We start from the raw sequence: 23,253 nt of genomic DNA on the forward strand, positions 1-23,253 counted from the left end.
CGCGCACCACGCAGGCCCCGGTCTCATATGAGGACAGCGGCGGCCCGGGGTCAAGACTCGGGACCGCAACCGTGCCGGGGGAGGTCCGTCAGGAAGCGGGCGTCCGCTCGGCCGCCGGCGCCGGCTGGACCGTCATCCGGGCGGAGAGAGCGGTGTTGAAGCGCGTGAGGAGCGCGCAGAACTGCTCGCGCTCCTCCGGCGCCCAGTCGTGTGTCAGCTCGGCCATCAACTGACGCCTCGACGAACGTACTTCCTCCAGCCGGGCGGCGCCGCGCGGGGAGAGCTGGAGCACCACGGCCCGCCCGTCCTCCGGGTGCGAGGTGCGCTTGACGAGGCCCGTGTCGACCAGCGGGGCCACCTGCCGGGTGACCGTGGAGGAGTCGATCCCCATGCTCCCGGCGAGTGCCTTGACGCCCATCGGACCCTCGCTGTCGAGACGGTTGAGCAGCAGGTAGGCGGCGCGGTCCATGGTGTTGCGCACCTGCCCGACGCCGCCGAGCCGGGTCTGTTCGGCACGCCGGGCGAACACCGCCACCTCGTGCTGGAGGGTTTCGAGGAGACCGGTGTCACCGACGGTCGTCATGTCCATCGACATTTCAGGTGTTGTGGGCATGGCCGGAGGCTCGCTTCATGAGGGCTGCTGGGTTGGGGGACAGGGTACGCGGCCCGGGCGTGAGCCGTACCGGCGCTGTGCAAACCCGGTCTCGGAGGTTGGTCACACCCGTCACACGCGACCGTGGACTGCGAGACTTGAGACATGAGCTACCGCACGGCCGGTTCCTTGCGCTCCGTCACCCTCGACGACGTGCGCGGGGCCCAGAAGATGCTCTCGGGCGTGGCGCGGGCGACCGCGATGGAGGGCAGCCGGCACCTGTCCCGGCTGGTCGGCGCGCCGGTGCACCTCAAGTGCGAGAACCTGCAGCGCACGGGCTCGTTCAAGCTGCGCGGCGCCTACGTCCGGATCGCCGGGCTGCTGCCGGAGGAGCGGGCCGCCGGGGTGGTGGCGGCGAGCGCCGGCAACCACGCGCAGGGCGTCGCCCTGGCCTCCTCGCTGCTGGGGGTGCACGCGACCGTCTTCATGCCGAAGGGCGCCCCGCTGCCCAAGATCAGCGCGACCCGGGAGTACGGCGCCGAGGTGAGGCTGCACGGTCAGGTGGTCGACGAGACCCTGGCCGCCGCACAGGAGTACGCGGCCGCCACCGGCGCGGTGTTCATCCATCCCTTCGACCACCCCGACGTCATCGCCGGGCAGGGCACGGTCGGCCTGGAGATCCTGGAGCAGTGCCCCGAGGTGCGCACGATCATCGTCGGCATCGGCGGCGGCGGGCTCGCGGCCGGCATCGCGGTCGCGGTGAAGGCGCTGCGGCCGGAGGTCCGGATCGTCGGTGTGCAGGCGGCGGGCGCCGCGGCCTACCCGCCCTCGCTCGCCGCCGGCCGTCCGGTGTCGGTGCTGAACCCCACGACGATGGCCGACGGCATCAAGGTGGGCCGCCCCGGCGTGGTGCCGTTCGGGATCATCGAGGAACTGGTGGACGAGGTCCGCACGGTCGGCGAGGACCAGTTGTCGGCGGCGCTGCTGCTGTGCCTGGAGCGGGCCAAGCTGGTCGTCGAGCCGGCCGGGGCCAGCCCGGTCGCGGCCCTGCTGGCCGAGCCCGGCGCCTTCGCCGGACCGGTCGTCGCCGTGCTCTCCGGCGGCAACGTCGACCCGGTGCTGATGCAGCGCGTGCTGCGGCACGGCATGGCCGCGCAGGGCCGCTACCTGGCGGTCCGGCTGCGGCTGACGGACCGTCCGGGCGCGCTCGCCACGCTCCTCGGCGTGCTGTCCGCGGTCGACGCAAACGTCCTCGACGTGAGCCATGTGCGGACCGACCCCCGGCTCGGTCTCACGGAGGTCGAGGTGGAGCTGCATCTGGAGACGATGGGCCCGGCGCACTGCGTCGAGGTCGGCCAGGCGCTGCGCGAGGCGGGCTACACGGTCATCGACTGAGGCGCGCGCGGCCCGGACGGGCGGCGCGGTGGGCCGGCGCGACATCCCGGTGTCACTCGTACGGGTAAATCCATTGGCGAACGCGATACATCGCGTTATGGTGTCTCGTGCCGCTCGCGATGTCCGGCAACCACGCGGACGCCCCGGGACGAGACCGCCGAGGGAAAACCGAAGGCGGCGGCGAGCACGCGAACCTAGCCTTTCCGAAGCATCCCCGACGACGTGGAGACCACATGCCAGGCGCCATCTATGCCGAAGGTCTGGTGAAGACCTTCGGCGACGTAAGGGCACTGGACGGCGTAGACCTCGATGTCCCCGAAGGCACCGTCCTCGGCCTGCTCGGGCCGAACGGCGCCGGCAAGACGACGGCGGTCCGCTGCCTGACGACCCTGCTGCGGCCCGACAGCGGCCGGGCCGTCGTGGCGGGCGTCGACGTCCTCAGGCATCCCGACGCCGTACGCCGCTCCATCGGCCTGTCCGGCCAGTTCGCCGCGGTCGACGAGTACCTGACCGGCCGGGAGAACCTGCAGATGGTCGGTCAGCTCTACCAGATGAGGGCCCGAGCGGCCCGGCAGCGCGCGGTCGAGCTGCTGGAGCAGTTCCATCTGACGGACGCCGCCGACCGCCCCGCCAAGACCTACTCCGGAGGCATGCGCAGACGGCTCGACCTCGCCGCCGCCCTGGTGGTCTCACCGCCCGTGATGTTCATGGACGAGCCGACCACCGGTCTCGACCCGCGCAACCGGCAGCAGCTCTGGGAGGTCATCAAGCAGCTCGTCTCCGGCGGCACCACCCTGCTGCTGACCACGCAGTACCTGGAGGAGGCCGACCACCTCGCCCACGACATAGCGGTCGTCGACCACGGCCGGGTCATCGCCAAGGGCACATCCGACCAGCTCAAGGCCCGCACCGGCGGCGAGCGGGTGGAGGTCGTGGTGCACGAGCGGGAGCACATCGGCACCGCCGCCGAGGTGCTGCGCGGCTTCGGCAAGGGCGACACCACGGTCGAGGAGCACACCCGCAAGCTCACGGTCCCGGTCACCGGCGGCGCCAAGCTGCTCGCCGAGGTCATCCGGGAGCTGGACTCCCGCGGGATCGAGATGGACGACATCGGACTGCGCCGCCCCACCCTGGACGACGTCTTCCTCTCCCTGACCGGACACGTGGCCGAGGCCGAGGAGTCCGCGGGGAGCGGTGACCAGGCCGGCAAGGGCAGCAAGGGCGCCAAGGGCAAGGAGAGCGTGAAATGAGTGCCGTGACCGAAGCCGCGCCTCTCGCGGCCCCCGGCAACCCCGTCGGCCGGTCCGTCCGCGACTCGCTGATCGTCGCCAAGCGCAATCTGATCCGCATGTGCCGGATCCCCGAGATGGTCATCTTCGGGCTGATCCAGCCGATCATGTTCGTGGTGCTGTTCACCTACGTGTTCGGCGGCTCGATCCAGGTCGGCGGGTCCAGCTCCACGCAGGCCTACCGCGAGTTCCTGATGGCCGGCATCTTCGCCCAGACCGTCACGTTCGCCACGGCGGGCGCGGGCGCTGGCATCGCCGACGACATGCACAAGGGCCTCATCGACCGTTTCCGCTCGCTGCCCATGGCACGCGGCGCGGTGCTGACCGGGCGGACCCTCGCGGACCTGGTCCAGACGGCGCTCACCCTGCTCGTCCTCGCCCTGGTGGCGCTGCTGGTCGGCTGGCGCACGCACGAGAACCTCGGCAAGGTGCTCGCCGGGTTCGGGCTGCTCCTGATGCTCGGGTACGCCTTCTCCTGGATCGGCGCGCTCATCGGCCTCTCCGTGCGCACCCCCGAGGCGGCGACCTCGGGCGGCCTCATCTGGCTCTTCCCGCTGACGTTCATCTCGAACGCCTTCGTGGACGCGAACCAGATGCCGGCCTTCCTGCGGCACATCGCGGAGTGGAACCCCTTCAGCGCCACCGTGCAGGCGTGCCGCGAACTGTTCGGCAACCTGCCGCCGGGCTTCCAGACCCCGGACGCCTGGCCCATGCAGCACCCCGTGTGGGCCTCGCTGATCTGGTCGGTCCTGATCACCGTGGCCTTCCGGACCCTCGCGGTCCGCAAGTACCGCTCGGCCACCGCGTGAGGCCGGACGGCCGGTGAGGGCATGAAGACGCCCCCGGTGTCCTGGGACGCCGGGGGCGCGGCACGAACCTGGTCCAGCGAGCGGGTCAGCCCGAGTACGGCTCGGCCTTCAGGATCCGCACCGAGGCCTTCTTGCCGTTCGGCAGCTCGTACTCCGCGTCCTCGCCGACCTTGTGGCCGATGACGCCGGAGCCGAGCGGCGACTGCGGGGAGTACGTCTCGATGTCGGCGCTCGCGTACTCGCGGGAGGCGAGCAGGAACGTCATGGTGTCGTCCTCGTCACCGTCGAAGGCGATCGTGACGACCATGCCCGGCGCGACGGCACCGTCCGCGGAAGCCGGAGCCTCGCCGACCTGGGCGTTCTCCAGGAGCTGGGTCAGCTGGCGCACACGGAGCTCCTGCTTGCCCTGCTCCTCCTTGGCCGCGTGGTACCCGCCGTTCTCGCGCAGGTCTCCCTCCTCGCGCGCGGCGGCGATCTTGGCGGCGATCTCCGTGCGCGCAGGACCAGTAAGGTACTCAAGCTCGTCCTTGAGCTTGTTGTACGCCTCCTGGGTCAGCCAGGTGACGTTCTCGCTGGTCTGGGTCACAGGGTGCTCCTCGTCGGTACTGGGAAATACAAAGCATCGCCCTACCCAGAAGAATGTTCCCTCTTGGATGGGCGAAACCACGAGCCTAACAATTCAACGGCGGAAGGGGGAGGACATAAGCCATCAGAATCGCGTCGGGGCAGGTCATGGCCTGCGTCCGGTCAGTCGGCGTGGCAGCCGAGCAGCTCGGCCGTCGTCCCCCTGGCCGTCGTACGGAGCGTGACGACCTTGTCGATGCGCGTGTCCTGACCGCTGAAGCGGAAGTCGGCCCGGCCGACCTCGGCGCCCTCGGCCGACTGGGAGCGCAGGGTGCAGTAGCCCGAGGCGCCGGAGTCCTTGTGCACCTCGAGATGGACCCGGACCGCGTCGTCGGAGGCCTTGAAGGCGATCACCTGGGCGCTGATCTCGCTCTGCACGATGTAGTGGTAGGCGAAGTAGCCGATCAGGGCGAGGAGGAGCACACCCAGCACGGAGCCGGCGACCTTGAGCCTGCGGTCGGCGCGCTCGTCCGAGGAGCGGCCGTAGCGGCCCTCGGGCAGCCGCGTGCTCGCCGTGCTCATGATCGTCCTTTCCGCGGAATCAATCGCCCCCCGATTCCGTCACTATAGAAGCCTGCGATTGCGCCGAAGACACGGGGCGCCGACTTACCGAGGATTGAGTCTTGACTGACCAGCTGCGACTGATGGCCGTTCACGCACACCCCGACGACGAGTCGAGCAAGGGCGCGGCCACCATGGCGAAGTACGTGGCCGAGGGGGTGGACGTGCTGGTGGTGACCTGCACCGGCGGCGAGCGCGGGTCCATCCTCAACCCCAAGCTGCAGGGTGACGCCTACATCGAGGAACACATCCACGAGGTGCGCAGGAAGGAGATGGAGGAGGCCCGGGAGATCCTCGGCGTCCGGCAGGAGTGGCTCGGCTTCGTCGACTCCGGCCTGCCCGAGGGCGACCCGCTGCCGCCGCTGCCCGAGGGCTGCTTCGCCCTGGAGGACGTCGACAAGGCGGCCGGCGAGCTGGTGAAGCAGATCCGCTCCTTCCGCCCGCAGGTGATCACCACCTACGACGAGAACGGCGGCTACCCGCACCCCGACCACATCATGACCCACAAGATCTCGATGGTGGCGTTCGAGGGCGCGGCGGACGCCGAGAAGTACCCGGAGGCCGAGTACGGGCCCGTCCACCAGCCGCAGAAGCTCTACTACAACCAGGGCTTCAACCGCCCCCGCACCGAGGCGCTGCACCACGCGATGCTCGACCGCGGCCTCGAGTCGCCCTACGGGGACTGGCTCAAGCGCTGGAAGGAGTTCGAGCGGGTCGAGCGCACGCTGACCACGCACGTCCCGTGCGCGGACTTCTTCGAGGTCCGCGACAAGGCGCTGATCGCCCACGCCACGCAGATCGACCCCGACGGCGGCTGGTTCCGGGTGCCGATGGACCTGCAGAAGGAGGTCTGGCCGACGGAGGAGTACGAACTGGCGAAGTCTCTCGTCGACACCTCCCTCCCCGAGGACGACCTCTTCGCGGGCATCCGCGACAATGCCTGACATGAGCGCAAGCCTGGCACTGACGCATCTCGTCCCCCTCGCCAAGGAGGTCGACGAGAACAAGGTCACCCCCGGCGTCCTCGGCTTCATCGTCTTCGCGGTGATGGCCGTGGCCGTGTGGGGCCTGATGAAGTCGATGAACAAGCAGATGCAGAAGGTCGACTTCAAGGAGGCCCCCGACGCCGAGGCCGAGAAGAAGGCCGAATCCAAGGCGCCGCAGGGCTGACCCCCGGGAACCCGGCCCCCGCCGGGGGCTCAGTTCCGCGCCGGAACCGCCACTCCCATCACCTCCCGGGCGTGGCGGTCCGGGGTCATGCGCAGACGCCACGCCTGCCAGCCCGCCTCCAGCGTCACGCCCCGCTCCAGCAGCAGCGCGTAGGCCGGCACCCACTCGTCCAGCTTCTCGTCCCGCGCCGGGTGCGAGGCGCGGGCGAGCTGGGCCAGCTCCTCCTGCGCGACCGCCGTACCCACCTCCACACCGCCCGGCGCCGCGTACGGCAGCAGGGTGCAGCGCAGGAACCGCGCCCAGTCCTCGCCGCGGCGGTCGCCGTAGGACGTGAACAGGTTCAGCGCCTCGTCGCACAGTTCGAGCGCCTGCTGGATCCGGGCGTTGCCCGCGTCCACCACCGCCAGCTCCAGACAGGTCCACGCCTCGCCGTGCGCTACGCCGATGCGCTGGAAGTCGGCGCGGGCGTCGACGAGGAGCTGCCGGGCGAAGCCCGAGTTGCGCAGTGAGCCGGTCTGCGCGGCCCGCTGGTCCCGGGTGACCCGCGCCGAGTGGTGCCGGGCGCAGGCCAGGCCGTAGACGTCCCGCATCCGGGAGAACATCTGCCGGGACCGCTCCAGCTCCCGGACCGACCGGTCCAGGTCCCCGGCCTCCTCCAGCGCCTGCCCCAGGTGGAACAGCGTCCAGGCCTCGCCGCGCGCGTCCTCGTTCTCCCGGTGCCGCGCCGCCGCCCGGCGCAGGTCCTCCACCGCGGGGCCGGGGTCCCCGGCCACCAGCCGTGCCCGCGCGAGCTGGGTCAGCGCCCAGGCCTCGCCGCGCGCGTCGTGCGTCTGGCCGTAGCGCTCCAGGGCGGCCCGCAGCTCCGTCTCCGCCTTCGGCACGTCGCCCATGCGCAGCGCGAGCTGGCCGAGCTGGAAGTGCGCCCAGGCCTCGCCGTGCAGGGAGCCGCCCTGCCGGTGCAGGACCAGTGAGCGGGTGAGCAGGTCCAGCGCCTCCGGCAGCCGGGCCCGGTCCCGCTGCACCGCGGCCAGCGCGTGCATCGTCCAGGCCCGGTCGGTCGCCAGCTCCTCGTCCGCCTGGAGGTCCAGTGCCTCCTGCAGCCGGGCCGCGGCCTCGGTGAGGTTGCCCTGGTGGTGCAGGGTGATCCCGAGGGAGCACAGCGCGCGGGCCGCGCCCGCGTCGTGGTGGGCCTCCCGGTAGAGGTCGACCACGGAGGCCAGCGTGGTGCGCGCCTTGTCCAGCTCGCCGAGCTGCCGGGCCGCGATACCGGTGCGCCACTGCACCGAGCGCAGCAGCAGCCCCTGGTCCACGGCCTGTGCCAGCTCGCTGATCTCACCGAGGCGGTAGAGGTCGCCGCGCAGCAGGCAGTAGTCGCACAGGGCGCCGAGCAGGTTCTGCACGGCGGCCTGGTCCACGCCCTCGGCCTGGCGCAGGGCGGCCGTGATGAAGCTGGACTCGTCGTCCAGCCAGCGCAGCGCCTCGTCCAGCGAGGTGAAGCCGTGCCCGCCGAACTGGTTCGAGCGCGTCGACATGTTGCCGTCGACCAGGCGCAGCACCGAGTCGGCCAGCTCGGCGTAGTTGACGATCAGCCGCTCCTGCGCGGCCGTCCGCTCCGCCGGGTCCTCCTCGTCCAGCAGCCGGGCCCGGGCGAAGGCCCGCACCAGGTCGTGCAGCCGGTAGCGGCTGCCGCGCACGTGGTCGATCAGACCGGCGTCCGCGAGGGCCCCCAGATGCCGGGTGGCCTCCGCCTCGTCGGTGGCCAGCAGGGCGGCGGCCGCCGCCGCGCCGAGCGAGGACCGGCCGGCCAGCGCCAGCCTGCGCAGCAGCCGGCGCGCGGGGTCCGGCTGGTCGGTGTAGCGCAGCCACAGCGCCCGCTCCACCGGCTCCACCGGACCGTACGCGCCGAGGTCGGAGGCGAGCTGCCGGGGCGAACGCGGGCCCAGCGAGGAGCCGGCGACGCGCAGCGCGAGCGGCAGCCCGCCGCACAGCCGGCGGACCCGGTCGGCGGACTCGGCGTCGTACGGCCCCGAGGCGTCCCGCGCCGTCGCCGCCAGCAGTTCCTCGGCGCCCGCCGCGTCCAGCTCCCGCACCGGCAGGTGGTGCACCCAGGCGCGGAGCTCAGCGGGCAGCTCGAGCGGACCGCGGGCGGTGACCAGCACCAGGCTGTCGGAGTGCTCGGGCACCAGGGCGCGCACCTGCTCCGGGTCCGAGGCGTCGTCCAGCACGATCGTCACCGGCAGACCGGTCAGGTGCCGGTGGTAGAGCTCGGACAGCCGCTTGACCTGCTGGTCCGGGGAGGAGCGCTCACGGAACAGCAACTGCTCGCGGGGCGCGCCGAGCCGGTTCAGCAGGTGCAGCAGCGCGTCCCGGACGGGCAGCGGCGGCTCGTCCCGGCTGCCGCCGCGCAGGTCCACGACGACCGCGCCGCGGAAGTGGTCCCTCAGGTCGTGCGCCGCGCGGACCGCGAGCGTCGTGCGGCCCACGCCGGGCTCGCCGTGCAGCACGACCACCGTCGGCCGGGTCTCGGTGGCCGCCCGGGCGGCCTGCGCCCACTGCCTGATCCGCGCCAGCTCCGTCCGGCGGCCCGCGAACGGCCCGTCCGGCTCGGGCAGTTGCCCGAAGGACTGCTCCAGCACCGTGCGCCTGCGGGCCGCCGCGCTCTTGTCGGCGCCGCGCAGCGCCGGGCCGGTCTTCTTCTTCGGCCCGGTGGAGGCGGTGATCACCCGCTGCTGGTCGAGGAACGGGCGGATGCCGCGTACCTCCAGCGCGGTGAGCCACTGCAGCCTGAGCTGCTCCGGGCCCCCGGGCTGACCGGCCGCGCCCGCCCGGTGGTGGGCGGCCGGCAGATGGGAGCCGGCCACCTTCGCCACCGTCGCGGCGGCGCCCACCACGCCCACCGTGACGCCCGCGCCGAGCGCCGTGCCGGCGCCGGTGCCCAGGGACAGGTCGGCGACGGCGGCCGCCACCGCGGCAACGGCGGCCACCAGCAACGCCGTTCCGGCGCCCTCGCGGGCGTAGCGCTGGCCGAAGGTGAGCCGGCCGGCCTCGGCCTCATCGAGCGCGCGGACGTAGCTCTCGTACTCCTCGGCGGCCTTGAGCGCCATGGTGTCCAGCGCGCCGCGCGCCCGCGACAGCAGCAGCTGCCCGTCGGTCCGGCCGCCGGAGCGCCGTACCTCCTCGTCCACGGCCCGCGCCAGCAGCCGCTCGGCCTCCGCCCGATGGCCGTCCCGCATGTCCCGTCCCCCTGTCGGCGACAACTCGTCCACCCAAGAGTGTCCTTCGCGGGCGACGGCTTGGCGAGGGGGCGACGATCAGCGGGTGGGTGCGGATCTCCCGGCAACTCCCCGGTGAGCGGGCGGTTTCGGCGGCCGTCACGGCGCGCCTTTCTCACCCGTGCGGGGTTGCGTGCCGCCGGGTGCCCGCGCCCGCCCGGGGCGGCGTGCGGACACCCCCGCGCGGGCCCCACCGACGGGGCGGGGCGCTGTGAGAGGGTGGGGGGTATGAACCGGTTGGCTGGTGTGACCTCGCCTTACCTGCTTCAGCACGCCGACAATCCGGTCGACTGGTGGACCTGGTCGCCGGAGGCTTTCGACGAGGCGCGACGGCGTGACGTCCCCGTTCTGCTGTCGGTCGGATACTCGTCGTGTCACTGGTGCCACGTCATGGCCGGTGAATCGTTCGAGGACCAGGCCACGGCCGACTACCTGAACGAGCACTTCGTCAGCGTCAAGGTCGACCGCGAGGAACGCCCCGACGTCGACGCCGTCTACATGGAGGCCGTGCAGGCCGCCACCGGTCAGGGCGGCTGGCCCATGACCGTGTTCCTGACCCCGGACGCCGAGCCCTTCTACTTCGGCACCTACTTCCCGCCCGAGCCCCGGCACGGCATGCCCTCCTTCCGGCAGGTGCTTGAGGGCGTCCAGCGGGCCTGGGCCGACCGGCGCGGCGAGGTGGCCGAGGTCGCGCGCAAGATCGTGCGGGACCTCTCCCAGCGGGAGCTGGCACCCCAGGCCGCCCGGCCGCCCGGCGAGCAGGAACTCGCCCAGGCGCTGCTCGCGCTCACCCGGGAGTACGACCCGCAGCGCGGCGGATTCGGCGGTGCGCCGAAGTTCCCGCCGTCGATGGTGCTGGAGTTCCTGCTGCGCCACCACGCGCGCACCGGCGCCGAGGGCGCCCTGCAGATGGCGTCCGACACCTGTGAGCGGATGGCGCGCGGGGGGATCTACGACCAGCTCGGCGGCGGCTTCGCCCGCTACTCCGTGGACCGCGACTGGGTCGTGCCGCACTTCGAGAAGATGCTGTACGACAACGCCCTGCTGTGCCGGGTGTACGCGCACCTGTGGCGGGCGACGGGCTCCGGTCTCGCCCGGCGGGTCGCGCTGGAGACCGCCGACTTCATGGTCCGCGAACTGCGCACCGGTGAAGGCGGGTTCGCCTCGGCCCTCGACGCGGACAGCGACGACGGGACCGGGCGCCATGTCGAGGGCGCCTACTACGTCTGGACGCCCCAGGAGCTGCGCGAGGTGCTCGGCGAGGAGGCCGCACTCGCCGAGCAGTACTTCGGCGTGACCGAGGAGGGCACCTTCGAGCACGGCCGGTCGGTGCTGCAACTGCCGCAGACCGAGGGTGTGTTCGACGCCGAGCAGGTGGCGTCGGTCAAGGAGCGCCTGCTGGCCCGGCGGGAGCGGCGGCCCGCCCCCGGCCGGGACGACAAGGTCGTCGCCGCCTGGAACGGGCTGGCGATCGCCGCGCTCGCCGAGACAGGCGCCTACTTCGACCGGCCCGACCTGGTCAGGGCTGCCGTCGCGGCCGCCGACCTGCTGGTCCGGGTGCACCTGGACGAGCACGCCCACCTCGCCCGCACCAGCCGGGACGGCCGGGTGGGGCCCAACGCCGGGGTGCTGGAGGACTACGCCGACGTCGCCGAGGGTTTCCTGGCGCTCGCCTCCGTGACCGGGGAGGGGGCGTGGCTCGACTTCGCCGGGCTGCTCCTCGACCAGGTGCCGGCCCGCTTCGGCGACCCCGACGGCGGCGCCCTGTACGACACCGCCGTCGACGCCGAGCAGCTCATCCGCCGGCCGCAGGACCCCACCGACAACGCCACCCCGTCCGGCTGGAGCGCCGCGGCGGGCGCCCTGCTGGGTTACGCCGCCCACACCGGCTCCGAGGCCCACCGCACCGCCGCCGAGCGGGCGCTCGGCGTCGTCGGGGCGCTGGGCCCGCGGGTGCCCCGGTTCATCGGCTGGGGGCTGGCCGTCGCCGAGGCGCTGCTCGACGGGCCCCGGGAGGTGGCGGTGGTCGGCCCGTCCCTCACGGACGAGGCGACGGCGCTCCTGCACCGCACCGCGCTCCTCGGCACCGCGCCGGGCGCGGTGGTCGCGGCCGGGCCCCCCGGCGGCGAGGAGTTCCCGCTGCTCGCCGACCGCCCGCTGGTGGACGGCCGGCCGGCCGCCTACGTCTGCCGGAACTTCACCTGCGACGCCCCGACGACGGACCCCGGGCGGCTGGGCCGGGCGCTGAACACCGGCTGAGCGCCGGGCGGCGTCAGGACCGGCCGCTGAACTCCGCGAGGGCGCGCTCCACGATGGCCTCCAGCTGGTCGTGGTGCGCGCCCTTCCAGTAGGCGCGGCCGCAGTCGCCGCACCGGGCGAAGACGTCGTAGGTGCGCCGGGTGCCGTGCTGGAGCTGGTCGGCGACCTCCTCCTTGGTGGCCTCGGCCAGCAGGCCGTTGCAGGCGGTGCAGCGGCTCCAGGGGCGCAGGCCGGGGGCGAAGCGTTCGAGGACGTCGCGGAGCTGCTCCTCGGGGCGGGTGCTGTACACGTACGCCCCGGCCCACAGCTCGCGGCGGCGCAGCAGGCCCCGGTCGCGGCTGAGCATGACCCGCCTCTCGGCGGCCGAGCGCGCGGCCAGCGCCGGGTCGCCGATGTCGGTCGACTCGTACGCCGCGTCCACGCCGAGCAGGCGCAGCCGGCGGGCGAGGGTGCCGAGGTGGACGTCGAGGAGGAAGCGGAGCGGGGCGCCGGGTACCCGCTGGGGGCGTACGACGGGGCGGACCTCCACCGAGTCGCCGGCGACGGGGACGTACCCGGCCGGCACCTCGCGGCCGCCGACCCGCAGGGACCCGACCTCGGTCAGCGGGACGCCCGCCGACTCGACGACGTGACCGAGGGACGAGACGCCGTCGGTGGCGATGGCGATGGGTCCCCCGCGCCGTCCGCTCGGCAGGAACAGGGCCAGGGCCGAGGCGAACTCGACGTGGATCTCGGGACCGTTCACCCGGTCAGGATGTCACGCCGCGGAGCGCCCGGGCTCAGGGTCCTCCGGTGGGCAGACCGTGCTCCAGGACGTCCAGCGCCCGCCGCGCGAGGTCGCGCAGATCACCCTCGAAGTCGTTCTCCGCCCAGGCCATGCAGACCTCCATCATGCCGCCGGCCAGGGACATCGCGTGGACGCGCGCCTCCAGGCCGTCCGGGTCGAGACCGGTCCGCTCGGCGAGGGCGCCGCGCAGCAGGCGCCCGGTGCGCGACACGCTCTCCACCATCCGGGCGCGGACGGCGGGGACCCGGACGCCGAGGTGCGCCCGCGTCCGCAGCACCTCGGGGTCCTCCCGCGTCATCGCGTCGATGACCCTGTCCATCGCGTACCGCAGCGAGTCCGTCCACGGCTCGCCGGCCGGCCGGGACCGCAACTCCCGCACCAGCAGCGGGCCGTACTCGTCCGTGAGGACGATGTCCTCCTTGGTCGGGAAGTAGCGGAAGACGGTCGACGGCGACACCTCGGCCCGCCCGGCTATCTGCTCGATCGTCGTGGCCTCGTACCCCTGCTCCTCGACCAGCGCGTACGTCGCGGCGCGGATCGCCTCGCGCGTCTTGATCTTCTTGCGTTCGCGCAGGCCCGGCCGGGGACGGCCGGCGGGGGAGAGGGGGGAGGGTGCTGCCGTCATGCGGGTCATTGTCCGGCATCCGGCAAGGGGGTGACCATCCGCGCGGCGGCCCGGCAGGCGCCTACGCGTGCTGGTACGCCACCAGGGAGATGCCGGCGTAGTGGACGGCGAACGCGGCGAGGGTGAAGGCGTGGAAGACCTCGTGGAAGCCGAACCAGCGCGGTGAGGGGTTCGGCCGCTTGATGCCGTAGACCACGCCGCCGGCGCTGTACAGCAGGCCGCCGACGACGACCAGGACCAGGACGGCGATGCCGCCGGTGCGCATGAAGTCGGGCAGGAAGAAGACGGCCGCCCAGCCCATCGCGATGTAGCAGGGCGTGTACAGCCAGCGCGGGGCGCCGACCCAGAAGACGCGGAAGACGATGCCGGCGGCGGCCGCCGCCCAGATGCCCCACAGCAGCCACTGACCCTTGGCGCCCGGCAGGAGCAGCATGGCCAGCGGCGTGTAGGTGCCCGCGATGATCAGGAAGATGTTGGCGTGGTCCAGGCGGCGCAGGACGCCGTCCATCCGCGGGCTCCAGTTGCCCCGGTGGTAGAGCGCGCTCACGCCGAAGAGGAGGCAGGCCGTCAGGGCGTAGATGCCGCAGGCGATCCGGCCCCTGCTGGAGTCGGCGAGCGCGGTGAGCACGAGGCCCGCGACGAGTACGGCGGGGAACATGCCGAGGTGCAGCCAGCCGCGCAGCCTCGGCTTGACCGGGTGCGGCAGGGAGAGCGCCACGGGACCGTGGCCGGCGGCCGGCGTGTCCGTGGGCGCGTCGGGGACAGGCGCAGTCATGCCCGGCATGGTACCTACGGCCCCGTAAGTCGCGTGTCAGCGCGCCCCCGTGAGCGCCCCAACGCAAAAAGTCCTTCTGTCGAACTTCATGTGTACGCAAAGAACCGCGGTAACCGTGGCTTTCCTCACGTCGCTCACCTGTGATGCCCTCTGGACAGATGGGCACTAGAATCGGATGATCAAATGAGTGCGGTCGGCACCGGATGAGCGCCAGGCAGTCGAGACTGTGAAGCATCCGGGTCGCGGCCCCCACGGGGCGACAAGACAAAAAATCCCTCATCTAGGAGCAATCGTGGCGCGCGACATCGCGGCTCCCACCGGTATCCCCACCAACCACCAGGAACTGGTCTCGTGGGTCAACGAGATCGCCGAACTGACGCAGCCGGACAGCGTGGTCTGGTGTGACGGATCCGAGGCCGAGTACGAGCGGCTGTGCGAGGAGCTCGTCCAGAAGGGCACCTTCCGCAAGCTCGACCCGATCAAGCGCCCCAACTCCTACTACGCGGCCTCCGACCCCACCGACGTCGCCCGCGTCGAGGACCGGACCTTCATCTGCTCCGCCGAGGAGAAGGACGCCGGCCCGACCAACCACTGGAAGGCCCCGGCCGAGATGCGGGAGATATTCCAGGGCTCCGGCGGCGAGGGCGGCATCTTCCGCGGCTCGATGAAGGGCCGGACGATGTACGTCGTCCCGTTCTGCATGGGCCCGCTGGGCTCCCCGCTCTCCGCGATCGGCGTCGAGATCACCGACTCCGCCTACGTCGCGGTCTCCATGCGCACCATGACCCGCATGGGACAGCCGGTCCTCGACGAGCTCGGCGACAGCGGCTTCTTCGTCAAGGCCGTGCACACCGTCGGCGCCCCGCTGGAGCCGGGCCAGGAGGACGTGCCCTGGCCGTGCAACTCCACCAAGTACATCTCCCACTTCCCCGAGGACCGTGAGATCTGGTCCTACGGCTCCGGCTACGGCGGCAACGCCCTGCTCGGCAAGAAGTGCTACGCGCTGCGCATCGCCTCCGTCATGGCCCGTGACGAGGGCTGGCTGGCCGAGCACATGCTGATCCTCAAGCTCACCCCGCCGCAGGGCGAGTCCAAGTACGTCGCCGCCGCCTTCCCGAGCGCGTGCGGCAAGACCAACCTCGCCATGCTCGAGCCGACGATCTCCGGCTGGACCGTGGAGACCATCGGCGACGACATCGCCTGGATGCGCTTCGGCGAGGACGGCCGCCTGTACGCGATCAACCCGGAGGCCGGCTTCTTCGGTGTCGCCCCCGGCACCGGCGAGCACACCAACGCCAACGCGATGAAGACGCTGTGGGGCAACTCGGTCTTCACCAACGTGGCGCTCACCGACGACAACGACGTGTGGTGGGAGGGCATGACGGAGGAGACCCCGGCCCACCTCACCGACTGGAAGGGCAACTCCTGGACGCCCGGGTCCGGGACGCCCGCCGCACACCCCAACGCCCGCTTCACCACCCCGGCCGCGCAGTGCCCGATCATCGCGCCGGAGTGGGAGGACCCCAGGGGCGTGCCGATCTCGGCGATCCTCTTCGGCGGCCGCCGGGCCAGCGCGGTGCCGCTGGTGACGGAGTCCTTCGACTGGAACCACGGTGTCTTCCTGGGCGCCAACGTGGCCTCCGAGAAGACCGCCGCCGCCGAGGGCAAGGTCGGCGAGCTCCGCCGCGACCCGTTCGCCATGCTGCCGTTCTGCGGCTACAACATGGGCGACTACATGGGTCACTGGGTCGACGTGGCCAAGGACAAGGACCAGTCCAAGCTGCCGAAGATCTACTACGTCAACTGGTTCCGCAAGAACGACGAGGGCAAGTTCGTCTGGCCCGGCTTCGGCGAGAACAGCCGCGTGCTGAAGTGGATCGTGGACCGGCTGGACGGCCGGGCCGAGGGAGTCGAGACCCCGATCGGCATCCTGCCGACCAAGGAGGCGCTGGACACCAAGGGCCTCGACCTGTCCGACGCCGACCTGGACTTCCTGCTCACGGTCGACAAGGAGGTCTGGCGCGAGGAGGCCTCCCTGATCCCCGAGCACCTCGACACCTTCGGCGACCACACGCCGAAGGAACTGTGGGACCAGTACCGCGCGCTGGTGCAGCGCCTGGGCTGAGACCCGCACCCCATGACTCCACGGCCGGTCCGGATGCCCTGACCAGCGATCGTCACGGCCGGCCGTGGTGACAACCCCGACGGGGCCCCGCACAAAGACGTGCGGGGCCCCGTCGCGCTGTCTCGCCCCCGCGCGGGCCGCGGGCGCGAGCGACCCCGGCCGCGGGGCCCCCGGCCCGGCCGGGGGCCTCCGGCGCCGAGCCCGGGCGGGCCGGGGGAGGTGTTGTGGCGCCCGGTCCGCGCGTCGCTGCAGGGTGCGCGCGGACCGGGGCCGTTCGGGGACCCCGGGCGGGGTCAGCGGGCCTGGCTGAGCGCCTTCGGCCCGGCCAGGGCGGCGGCGTGCGCGTCCATCCGCTCGGCCGACAGGATCGCCGCCGCCGTGTCGGCGCGGGAGGCGGCGACCACCAGCGCGCGGCCCGCGAGGGCGTGCGCCCGCCGGTGCAGTCCCGTGGCCTCGCCGGCGGCGGACGGCTGGGCGCGCAGCGGCGCCCGCCCGCCGCGCAGCCGGGACACCTGGCCGGCGAGCCGCTCGGCGGCCGCCTCGAGGTCGGCGGAGGGGGTCAGGGCGCGCAGGTCGTCGGTGACGGCGAGCAGGGCGGCGAGATGACCGGCGAGCTGGATGTCCAGCTCCTCCTCGCGCGAACGGTGGGGGAAGTCGGAAGGTTCGCCGGCCATCGTGCTGTGGACCGACTTGGTGCGGATCGGCTCGTACATGGGGGATGGCCTCCTGTGCGCTGACAGGAAGCCATCCTAGCTTGGATTTCGTCTAAAGTTGAGTCGCGTCACGAGCCGCGGTCCCCCGGCTGCCGCCGGCGGGGCGCAGGGAGGCCGGTGAGCGGCCCTAGGGCTGCCCGTAGCCGTCCAGGAAGGTCCCGATCCGGGTCACCGCGTCCCGGAGGTCGCCGGCGCTCGGCAGGGTCACCACCCGGAAGTGGTCCGGCTCCGGCCAGTTGAACCCGGTGCCCTGGACGACCATGATCTTCTCCTGGCGCAGCAGGTCCAGCACCATCCGCCGGTCGTCCCTGATCTTGAAGACCTGGGGGTCGAGGCGCGGGAAGAGGTACAGGGCGCCCTTGGGCCGGACGCAGCTCACGCCGGGGATCTGGGTCAGCAGCTCGTAGGCGACGTCCATCTGCTCCTTCAGGCGTCCGCCCGGCAGCACCAGCTCGTTGATCGTCTGCCGGCCGCTGAGCGCGGCCACGACCCCGTGCTGGCCCGGCATGTTCGCGCACAGGCGCATGTTCGCCAGGATGGTCAGGCCCTCGATGTAGGAGTCGGCGTGGGCGCGCGGGCCGGAGATCGACATCCAGCCGACGCGGTAGCCGGCCACCCGGTAGGCCTTGGACATGCCGTTGAAGGTCAGGGTCAGCAGGTCGGGAGCGACCTTCGCGGTCGGGGTGTGGGTGGCGCCGTCGTAGAGGATCTTGTCGTAGATCTCGTCCGAGCAGACCAGCAGGTTGTGCCGGCGGGCGATGTCGGTCAGGCCCTTGAGCACCGCCTCGTCGTACACCGCGCCCGTGGGGTTGTTCGGGTTGATGATGACGATCGCCTTGGTGCGGTCGGTGACCTTGCGCTCGACGTCGGCGAGGTCGGGCATCCAGTCGGACTGCTCGTCGCAGCGGTAGTGCACGGCCGTGCCGCCGGACAGCGAGACCGCCGCCGTCCACAGCGGGTAGTCCGGCGCCGGCACGAGCACCTCGTCGCCGTCGTCCAGCAGGCCCTGCATCGCCATCACGATCAGCTCGGAGACGCCGTTGCCGATGTAGACGTGCTCGACGTCCGTCTCGATGCCGATGGTCTGGTTGTGCATCACGACCGCGCGCCGGGCGGCCAGCAGGCCCTTGGCGTCGCCGTAGCCGTGGGCGCCGGAGACGTTGCGCAGGATGTCCTCGAGGATCTCCGGCGGGCACTCGAAGCCGAACGCGGCCGGGTTGCCGGTGTTGAGCTTCAGGATGCGGTGCCCGGCCGCCTCCAGGCGCATCGCCTCCTCGAGAACCGGGCCCCGGATCTCGTAACAGACGTTGGCGAGCTTGGTCGACTGGATCACCTGCATGCCCGTGAGCTTACGACCCGGTAACGGCTCACGGGTGGTGTCTTCCGCCACTTGAGACGGTCTGGATTGCCTCGTTATCGGCGGTAGCTGTCCCAGAAGTCGCCCGCCTCCCTAGAATGCGCCGCGATGCCGGTGCGCCGGGGCCGCTGATGTGCCTGGTGCGACAGGGGGCGGCGCGGAAACGGCAGGGCAAGGGGAGGACTGGGGTTGTACGAGGCGCACGGTGGCGACGGCGGGCCGCAGGTTCAGCCGAACGTGTACCACCCAGGGACGGCCCCGGCCCCGTCGTACGACGAGTACGCCGACCCCGCCGTCGCGCACGGCTGGCAGAACGCCTACGACGAGACCCGTGAGCTGCCCGCGCTGTCCCCGCCCGCGCCGGGCGCGGGCGGGGAGGCCGGCGGCCGCCGGGACCGGCGGCGCAAGCGGCAGGCGCCCGCCCGCCGCCGGACGGCGGTCCTCGCCGGCGGTCTCGGCGCGGCCGGCGCGGCGGCGCTGATCGCGGTGCTCGCCTGGCCGGACGGCGCGCCGTCCGGAGCGCGTCCCGCGAGCGACGGGCCCGCACGCGTCCCCGGCGCCGCGACCATCCCCGCGGACTCCTCCGGCCCCGCGTCGAGCCCGCCCGCCGCCGGGTCGAAACTGCCCGTGACGCCGTCGTCCACCGCGCCCGTCGCGGACGGTCCGGCGGCCACCGCCACCGGCCGCCCCACGGTATCCGCCACGTCCGCCACGTCCGCCGCGCCCGGCTCCCCGGCCGCCACGGCCTCCGCCGTCACCGCCGGCCCGACGCCCACGCCCTCGTCCGCCACGCCGACGGAGTCCGGCTGGGGCACCCCGGGCGGCGGCCGGGGGCACGGCCACGGCGCGACGAAGCGCCCCCGGTAGCGGCAGGCGGCCGTAGGTCGCCGCCAAGTGGGTAGTGATCGCCGGTGAGTTGCGGCCCGCCGTCCGACAAACGTGCGCGTATGCCCCAGGCGGACACGTCGTCGCACACAACTGCTTGCCCCCGCACGCCCCTCTCATGAGAATGCTCATGACAAATACGCGAGGCGACCGGAAGATCTCCGGTCGCCCAAGTCGTAAGAGGGGACCCCCACATGAACAAGCCTCTCCTGGCCGCGCTCTCCTCCCTGGCCATCGCCGGGCTGGGCGCGACCCCGGCGGCCGCCGCGCCGAGGCCCGAAGCGGCCGCCGCGGTGACCGTCAACTTCGCCGGCACCGTCTCGCTCAGCAACTGCTCCGGCTCCGTCATCCGCTTCCCCGGCTCCGCGGACACCGACCCGGCGCTCGTGCTGACCAACGGCCACTGCCTGGAGACCGGCTTCCCTTCGCCCGGCCAGGTCATCACCGGCCAGTCCTCCAGCCGTACCTTCGGCCTGCTGAACTCCTCCGGTACCAAGGTGGCGACGCTCCGCGCCAACCAGGTCGTCTACTCGACCATGACGGACACCGACGTCACGATCTACCGCACCACCACCACCTACGCGGCGATCAGGAACTCCTACGGCATCAGCCCGCTCACCGTGCAGGACACCCACCCGGTCGCCGGCACCGCCATCAAGGTCGTCTCCGGCTACTGGAAGCGCATCTACAGCTGCGACATCGACGGGTTCGTGTACCGCCTGAAGGAGGGCGACTGGACCTGGAAGGACTCGGTCCGCTACACCTCCGCCTGCGACACCATCGGCGGCACCTCGGGCTCGCCGGTCATCGACACCGCCACCGGCAAGGTCGTCGCCGTCAACAACACCGGCAACGAGGACGGCCAGCGCTGCACCGAGAACAACCCCTGCGAGGTCGACCAGAGCGGCAACGTCACCGTCCGGCAGGGCATCAACTACGCCGAGGAGACCTACAACATCCCGGCCTGCTTCACCACCGGCAACAAGCTGAACCTCAGCGCGTCCGGCTGCACCCTGCCCAAGCCGTAGCCGGGGCCGGGGCCGTGTCCCGCCCGGGCCGTGTCCCGGCCCGGGCGCTCACACCGGCGTCCGGCGCACCGACCGGCCCGCCAGCACGTCGGTGCGGCGGCCCTCCTCCATCGCGAAACGGCCGTCGACCAGCACGTACGGGATGCCTTCCGGGAGCACCCGGGGCTCGGCGAAGGTGGCGCCCGAGGCGACGGTGTCCGGGTCGAACAGCACCAGGTCGGCGCGGTACCCCTCGCGCACAAGACCCCGGTCCGGCAGCCGCAGCCGGGCCGCGGGCCGACCGGTGAGGTGGGCTACGCACTCCTCCAGCGTCAGCACACCCGACTCCCGCACGTAGTGCCCGAGATAGCGGGGGAAGGTGCCGTAGGCGCGCGGATGAGGCTTCGCGCCCCGCAGGATGCCGTCGGAGCCGCCGGTGTGGGCGCGGTGCCGCATGATCGCGCGGACGTTCTCCTCGTGGCCGACGTGCTGGAGGATCGTCGTGCCGAGCCGGTCCTCGACGAGCAGCCGGCGGGCGGTGGTCCAGGGATCCTCGCCGCGCGCGTCCGCCGACTCCCGCACGGTACGGCCGACATGGTCCGACAGGGCCGGGACGGTCACCCCGGAGATCTCGATCGTGTCCCACTCCACCGGCACGCCGTGGCAGCCGTCCGAGCCGGTGACCTCCAGGTCGTGCCGGATCCGCCCGGCGGTCGCCGGGTCGCCGAGCCGGGCCAGGATCCGCTCCGGCCCGCCCGCGCCCGCCCAGCTCGGCAGCAGCGCGGCGAGGGTGGTGCAGCCGGGGGTGTAGGGGTAGCTGTCCAGGGTGACGTCGGCGCCGGAGTCCAGCGCCCGGTCGAGCAGGGCGAGGAGTTCGGGCGCGCGGCCCCGGTTCACGCCGAAGTTCATCGTCGCGTGGGCCAGGTGCAGCGCACAGCCGGCCTTCCGGGTCAGCTCCACCATCTCGGCGTACGCCTCCAGGGCGCCGGCGCCGTAGGAGCGGTGGTGCGGGCAGTAGTAGCCGCCGTAGGCCGCCACCACCCGGCACAGCTCGGTCAGTTCGGCGTCGTCGGCGTACATGCCGGGCGTGTAGGTGAGTCCGGAGGACAGGCCGACGGCGCCCTGTTCCAGGCCCTCCGCCACCAACTGCCGCATGCGCTCAAGCTCCCGGCCGGTCGCCGGGCGGTCCTCCCAGCCGACGGCCAGCGCGCGGACCGTGCCCTGCGGGACCAGGTAGGCCGCATTCACGGCGATCCCCCGGTCGAGGCGGTCCAGGTACTCGCCGACCGTGCGCCAGTCGAGCTCGACGTCGTCCCCGTACCCGTTCCAGCCGGTGATCGCCCGGCGGACCTCCTCCAGCGTGCGGTCGTCCACCGGCGCGTACGACAGCCCGTCCTGTCCGACGACCTCCAGCGTGACGCCCTGGGCGAGCTTCGCGCTGTGGTCCGGGTCGCGCAGCAGGGCCAGGTCGGAGTGGGCGTGCATGTCGATGAAGCCGGGGGCCAGGACCAGGCCCTCCGCGTCCAGCTCCCGGCGCGCCCGCGGCCGCTGGCAGCCGGTCGCCGCGGCCTCCTTGACGACGGCGACGATCCGGCCCCCGTCGACCACCACGTCGGCGCGGTAGGAGTCCGCGCCGCTGCCGTCGACGACGTCCGCGTCCCGGATGACCAGCTCCTCCACGATGCCCCCTAGAAGAAGGTGCGGATGTAGTCGACGACCGTCCCGTCCGCCTCGGCCAGCGGGATGAGCTGCCACTTGTCGAACGACGTGCAGGGGTGGGACAGGCCGAAGCCGACCCAGTCGCCGACCTCCAGGTCCGCGTCCCCGGTGGTGCGCAGCCAGGCGTGCTGGTCGGACAGGCCGGTCACGGTGACCCCGTCGGCCGGGCGCTCGGCGCCGTCCCGGCGCACCACCTGGGCCTCGGGCAGGTCCAGGTCGTGGGCCGCGTCCCGCTTGCCCGCGTTGGCGAAGGCCTGCTCGGGGGAGGGCCGGGAGACGACCTGCGCCCACAGCCGGAACGCGGGCTCCAGCGCGCCCTCCTGGGGGACGCGGGCGAAGGGGGTGAGCCTGCGGTAGTGCCCGTCGTCGTGCGAGACGTAGGCGCCCGACCGCAGCAGCTTGAGCACGGGAGCGGACAGTTCGGGGATCTCCGCGAACACGTCGGCCACCGCGTCGAACCACGCGCTGCCGCCGGCGCTCACCACGATCTCGTCCACCCCGGCGAACCGGCCGCTGCCGTCGAAGTCGGCGGCCAGCGCCGTCAGCCGCCGCAGGTAGGCCGTCACCCGCGCGGTGTCGGCCCGCGGCACCTCACCCTCGTACCCCGCGACCCCGACCAGGCGCAGGGTTGGTACGGCGGCCACGGCGTCGGCGACGGCCGCGCACTCCGCCTCCGTGCGCACCCCGGTACGGGCCCCCTCGCCCGCGGCCAGCTCCACCACGACGTCCACCGGGCGGGCGGCCCCGCGCAGGGCCGCGTCCATCAGCCCGACCCCGCGCACGGAGTCGACGTAGCAGACGAAACGGAAGCCCGGGTCGGCCGCCAGCTCGCCGGCGACCTGGCGCAGCGCGGCCGGGTCCACCAGCTCGTTGGCCAGGAAGATCCGCTCGACGCCGAACGCCCGGGCCACCCACACCTGGTGCGGCACCGCGAGCGTGATGCCCCAGGCGCCGTGCTCGATCTGCCGCTGGAAGAGCCGCGGGGCCATCGAGGTCTTCCCGTGCGGCGCGAAGGCGAGGCCGTGCCGCTCGGCGTACGTCCCCATGAGCGCCAGGTTGTGCTCCAGCCGCTCGGCGGAGAGCGCGAGGACGGGCGTGGTGAACCCGCCGGTGAAGAGGTTGCGGCGCTGGGCGGCCAGCTCGGCGACGGTCAGGCCCTCGGCGTCCGGCGGGAGGCCCTTGAAGCGGTGGTCCACCCGTTCCTCGGCGAGACGGGCGAGCGCTTCGGTGCCGGTTTCGCGGGGCATGTGACCCTCCTGATCCGGTGCGTTGCATCCTATGCAACGCCC

20 protein-coding genes are annotated in these 23,253 nt (G+C 72.7%); 9 read left to right on the plus strand and 11 right to left on the minus strand.

Annotation, left to right across the window (positions count from 1 at the left end; genetic code table 11):
• Nucleotides 1-88 precede the first annotated feature (88 nt).
• Nucleotides 89-595 carry a MarR family winged helix-turn-helix transcriptional regulator gene (locus tag ACFQ9Z_RS19240; protein ID WP_383019885.1) on the minus strand — a complete coding sequence of 169 codons (507 nt, stop codon included), beginning with the start codon at nucleotides 593-595 and terminating at the stop codon, nucleotides 89-91.
• Nucleotides 596-757: 162 nt separating this feature from the next.
• On the opposite strand from ACFQ9Z_RS19240, the gene ilvA reads away from it, so the two are divergent.
• From ilvA to ACFQ9Z_RS19255, 3 genes are all read left to right on the plus strand, one after another.
• Nucleotides 758-1,987, plus strand: coding sequence for a threonine ammonia-lyase (ilvA, locus tag ACFQ9Z_RS19245; RefSeq protein WP_383018753.1), 1,230 nt, complete (start codon nucleotides 758-760; stop codon nucleotides 1,985-1,987).
• 233 nt (nucleotides 1,988-2,220) lie between these two features.
• On the plus strand, nucleotides 2,221-3,237 hold the full coding sequence (locus ACFQ9Z_RS19250; protein ID WP_383018756.1) for an ATP-binding cassette domain-containing protein: 1,017 nt from the start codon (nucleotides 2,221-2,223) through the stop codon (nucleotides 3,235-3,237).
• A complete protein-coding gene (locus tag ACFQ9Z_RS19255; RefSeq protein WP_383018759.1) occupies nucleotides 3,234-4,085 on the plus strand; it encodes an ABC transporter permease in 852 nt (283 codons plus the stop codon). The genes ACFQ9Z_RS19250 and ACFQ9Z_RS19255 overlap by 4 nt, the downstream gene beginning before the upstream one ends.
• 85 nt (nucleotides 4,086-4,170) lie before the next feature.
• Here the strand turns inward: ACFQ9Z_RS19255 and greA are convergent, their stop codons facing one another.
• Together greA and ACFQ9Z_RS19265 are read right to left on the minus strand one after the other, a co-directional pair.
• Nucleotides 4,171-4,671, minus strand: a complete 501-nt coding sequence (gene greA, locus ACFQ9Z_RS19260) for a transcription elongation factor GreA (RefSeq protein WP_383018762.1) — start codon at nucleotides 4,669-4,671, stop codon at nucleotides 4,171-4,173.
• A gap of 161 nt (nucleotides 4,672-4,832) precedes the next feature.
• Nucleotides 4,833-5,231, minus strand: coding sequence for a DUF4307 domain-containing protein (locus tag ACFQ9Z_RS19265; RefSeq protein WP_383018765.1), 399 nt, complete (start codon nucleotides 5,229-5,231; stop codon nucleotides 4,833-4,835).
• Between the two features lie 101 nt (nucleotides 5,232-5,332).
• Here ACFQ9Z_RS19265 and mca point away from each other — a divergent pair, with 101 nt between their 5' ends.
• The gene (gene mca / locus ACFQ9Z_RS19270; RefSeq protein WP_383018768.1) at nucleotides 5,333-6,214 is read left to right on the plus strand and encodes a mycothiol conjugate amidase Mca; all 882 of its coding nucleotides are present in this window, start codon (nucleotides 5,333-5,335) and stop codon (nucleotides 6,212-6,214) included.
• Nucleotides 6,207-6,440 carry a hypothetical protein gene (locus tag ACFQ9Z_RS19275; RefSeq protein ID WP_383018771.1) on the plus strand — a complete coding sequence of 78 codons (234 nt, stop codon included), beginning with the start codon at nucleotides 6,207-6,209 and terminating at the stop codon, nucleotides 6,438-6,440. Before mca ends, ACFQ9Z_RS19275 begins: the two co-directional genes overlap by 8 nt.
• Before the next feature lie 29 nt (nucleotides 6,441-6,469).
• Here the strand turns inward: ACFQ9Z_RS19275 and ACFQ9Z_RS19280 are convergent, their stop codons facing one another.
• Entirely contained in the window at nucleotides 6,470-9,673 is a 3,204-nt protein-coding gene (locus ACFQ9Z_RS19280; RefSeq protein WP_383018773.1) for a tetratricopeptide repeat protein, read from the minus strand.
• A 267-nt stretch (nucleotides 9,674-9,940) separates the two neighbouring features.
• Between ACFQ9Z_RS19280 and ACFQ9Z_RS19285 the strand changes: the two genes are divergently transcribed.
• A complete protein-coding gene (locus ACFQ9Z_RS19285; RefSeq protein WP_383018776.1) occupies nucleotides 9,941-11,971 on the plus strand; it encodes a thioredoxin domain-containing protein in 2,031 nt (676 codons plus the stop codon).
• A gap of 13 nt (nucleotides 11,972-11,984) precedes the next feature.
• Here the strand turns inward: ACFQ9Z_RS19285 and ACFQ9Z_RS19290 are convergent, their stop codons facing one another.
• From ACFQ9Z_RS19290 to ACFQ9Z_RS19300, 3 genes are all read right to left on the minus strand, one after another.
• Nucleotides 11,985-12,716 carry a Mut7-C RNAse domain-containing protein gene (locus tag ACFQ9Z_RS19290; RefSeq protein WP_383018779.1) on the minus strand — a complete coding sequence of 244 codons (732 nt, stop codon included), beginning with the start codon at nucleotides 12,714-12,716 and terminating at the stop codon, nucleotides 11,985-11,987.
• 34 nt (nucleotides 12,717-12,750) lie between these two features.
• On the minus strand, nucleotides 12,751-13,383 hold the full coding sequence (locus tag ACFQ9Z_RS19295) for a TetR/AcrR family transcriptional regulator (protein ID WP_383018782.1): 633 nt from the start codon (nucleotides 13,381-13,383) through the stop codon (nucleotides 12,751-12,753).
• A gap of 61 nt (nucleotides 13,384-13,444) precedes the next feature.
• Nucleotides 13,445-14,158, minus strand: a complete 714-nt coding sequence (locus ACFQ9Z_RS19300) for a hemolysin III family protein (RefSeq protein ID WP_383018785.1) — start codon at nucleotides 14,156-14,158, stop codon at nucleotides 13,445-13,447.
• A 292-nt stretch (nucleotides 14,159-14,450) separates the two neighbouring features.
• On the opposite strand from ACFQ9Z_RS19300, the gene ACFQ9Z_RS19305 reads away from it, so the two are divergent.
• Nucleotides 14,451-16,283, plus strand: coding sequence for a phosphoenolpyruvate carboxykinase (GTP) (locus tag ACFQ9Z_RS19305; protein WP_383018788.1), 1,833 nt, complete (start codon nucleotides 14,451-14,453; stop codon nucleotides 16,281-16,283).
• Between the two features lie 293 nt (nucleotides 16,284-16,576).
• Here ACFQ9Z_RS19305 and ACFQ9Z_RS19310 read toward each other — a convergent pair whose 3' ends face one another.
• Nucleotides 16,577-16,996 (minus strand): hypothetical protein, encoded by a 420-nt coding sequence (locus ACFQ9Z_RS19310; protein WP_383018791.1) that lies wholly within the window; start codon nucleotides 16,994-16,996, stop codon nucleotides 16,577-16,579.
• Nucleotides 16,997-17,123: 127 nt separating this feature from the next.
• The gene (locus tag ACFQ9Z_RS19315) at nucleotides 17,124-18,335 is read right to left on the minus strand and encodes a pyridoxal phosphate-dependent aminotransferase (protein WP_383018795.1); all 1,212 of its coding nucleotides are present in this window, start codon (nucleotides 18,333-18,335) and stop codon (nucleotides 17,124-17,126) included.
• 255 nt (nucleotides 18,336-18,590) lie between these two features.
• Here ACFQ9Z_RS19315 and ACFQ9Z_RS19320 point away from each other — a divergent pair, with 255 nt between their 5' ends.
• Together ACFQ9Z_RS19320 and ACFQ9Z_RS19325 are read left to right on the plus strand one after the other, a co-directional pair.
• The gene (locus tag ACFQ9Z_RS19320) at nucleotides 18,591-19,220 is read left to right on the plus strand and encodes a hypothetical protein (RefSeq protein WP_383018798.1); all 630 of its coding nucleotides are present in this window, start codon (nucleotides 18,591-18,593) and stop codon (nucleotides 19,218-19,220) included.
• A 212-nt stretch (nucleotides 19,221-19,432) separates the two neighbouring features.
• Nucleotides 19,433-20,266 (plus strand): trypsin-like serine peptidase, encoded by an 834-nt coding sequence (locus ACFQ9Z_RS19325; protein ID WP_383018801.1) that lies wholly within the window; start codon nucleotides 19,433-19,435, stop codon nucleotides 20,264-20,266.
• A 48-nt stretch (nucleotides 20,267-20,314) separates the two neighbouring features.
• On the opposite strand, the gene ACFQ9Z_RS19330 is transcribed toward ACFQ9Z_RS19325, so the two are convergent.
• Together ACFQ9Z_RS19330 and ACFQ9Z_RS19335 are read right to left on the minus strand one after the other, a co-directional pair.
• A complete protein-coding gene (locus ACFQ9Z_RS19330) occupies nucleotides 20,315-21,925 on the minus strand; it encodes an amidohydrolase family protein (protein WP_383018804.1) in 1,611 nt (536 codons plus the stop codon).
• An 8-nt stretch (nucleotides 21,926-21,933) separates the two neighbouring features.
• Nucleotides 21,934-23,211 carry an amino acid deaminase gene (locus ACFQ9Z_RS19335; protein WP_383018807.1) on the minus strand — a complete coding sequence of 426 codons (1,278 nt, stop codon included), beginning with the start codon at nucleotides 23,209-23,211 and terminating at the stop codon, nucleotides 21,934-21,936.
• Nucleotides 23,212-23,253 lie beyond the last annotated feature (42 nt).

Origin of the sequence: Streptomyces sp. NPDC056580, assembly GCF_042793175.1 — a bacterium.
Taxonomy (GTDB): domain Bacteria; phylum Actinomycetota; class Actinomycetes; order Streptomycetales; family Streptomycetaceae; genus Streptomyces.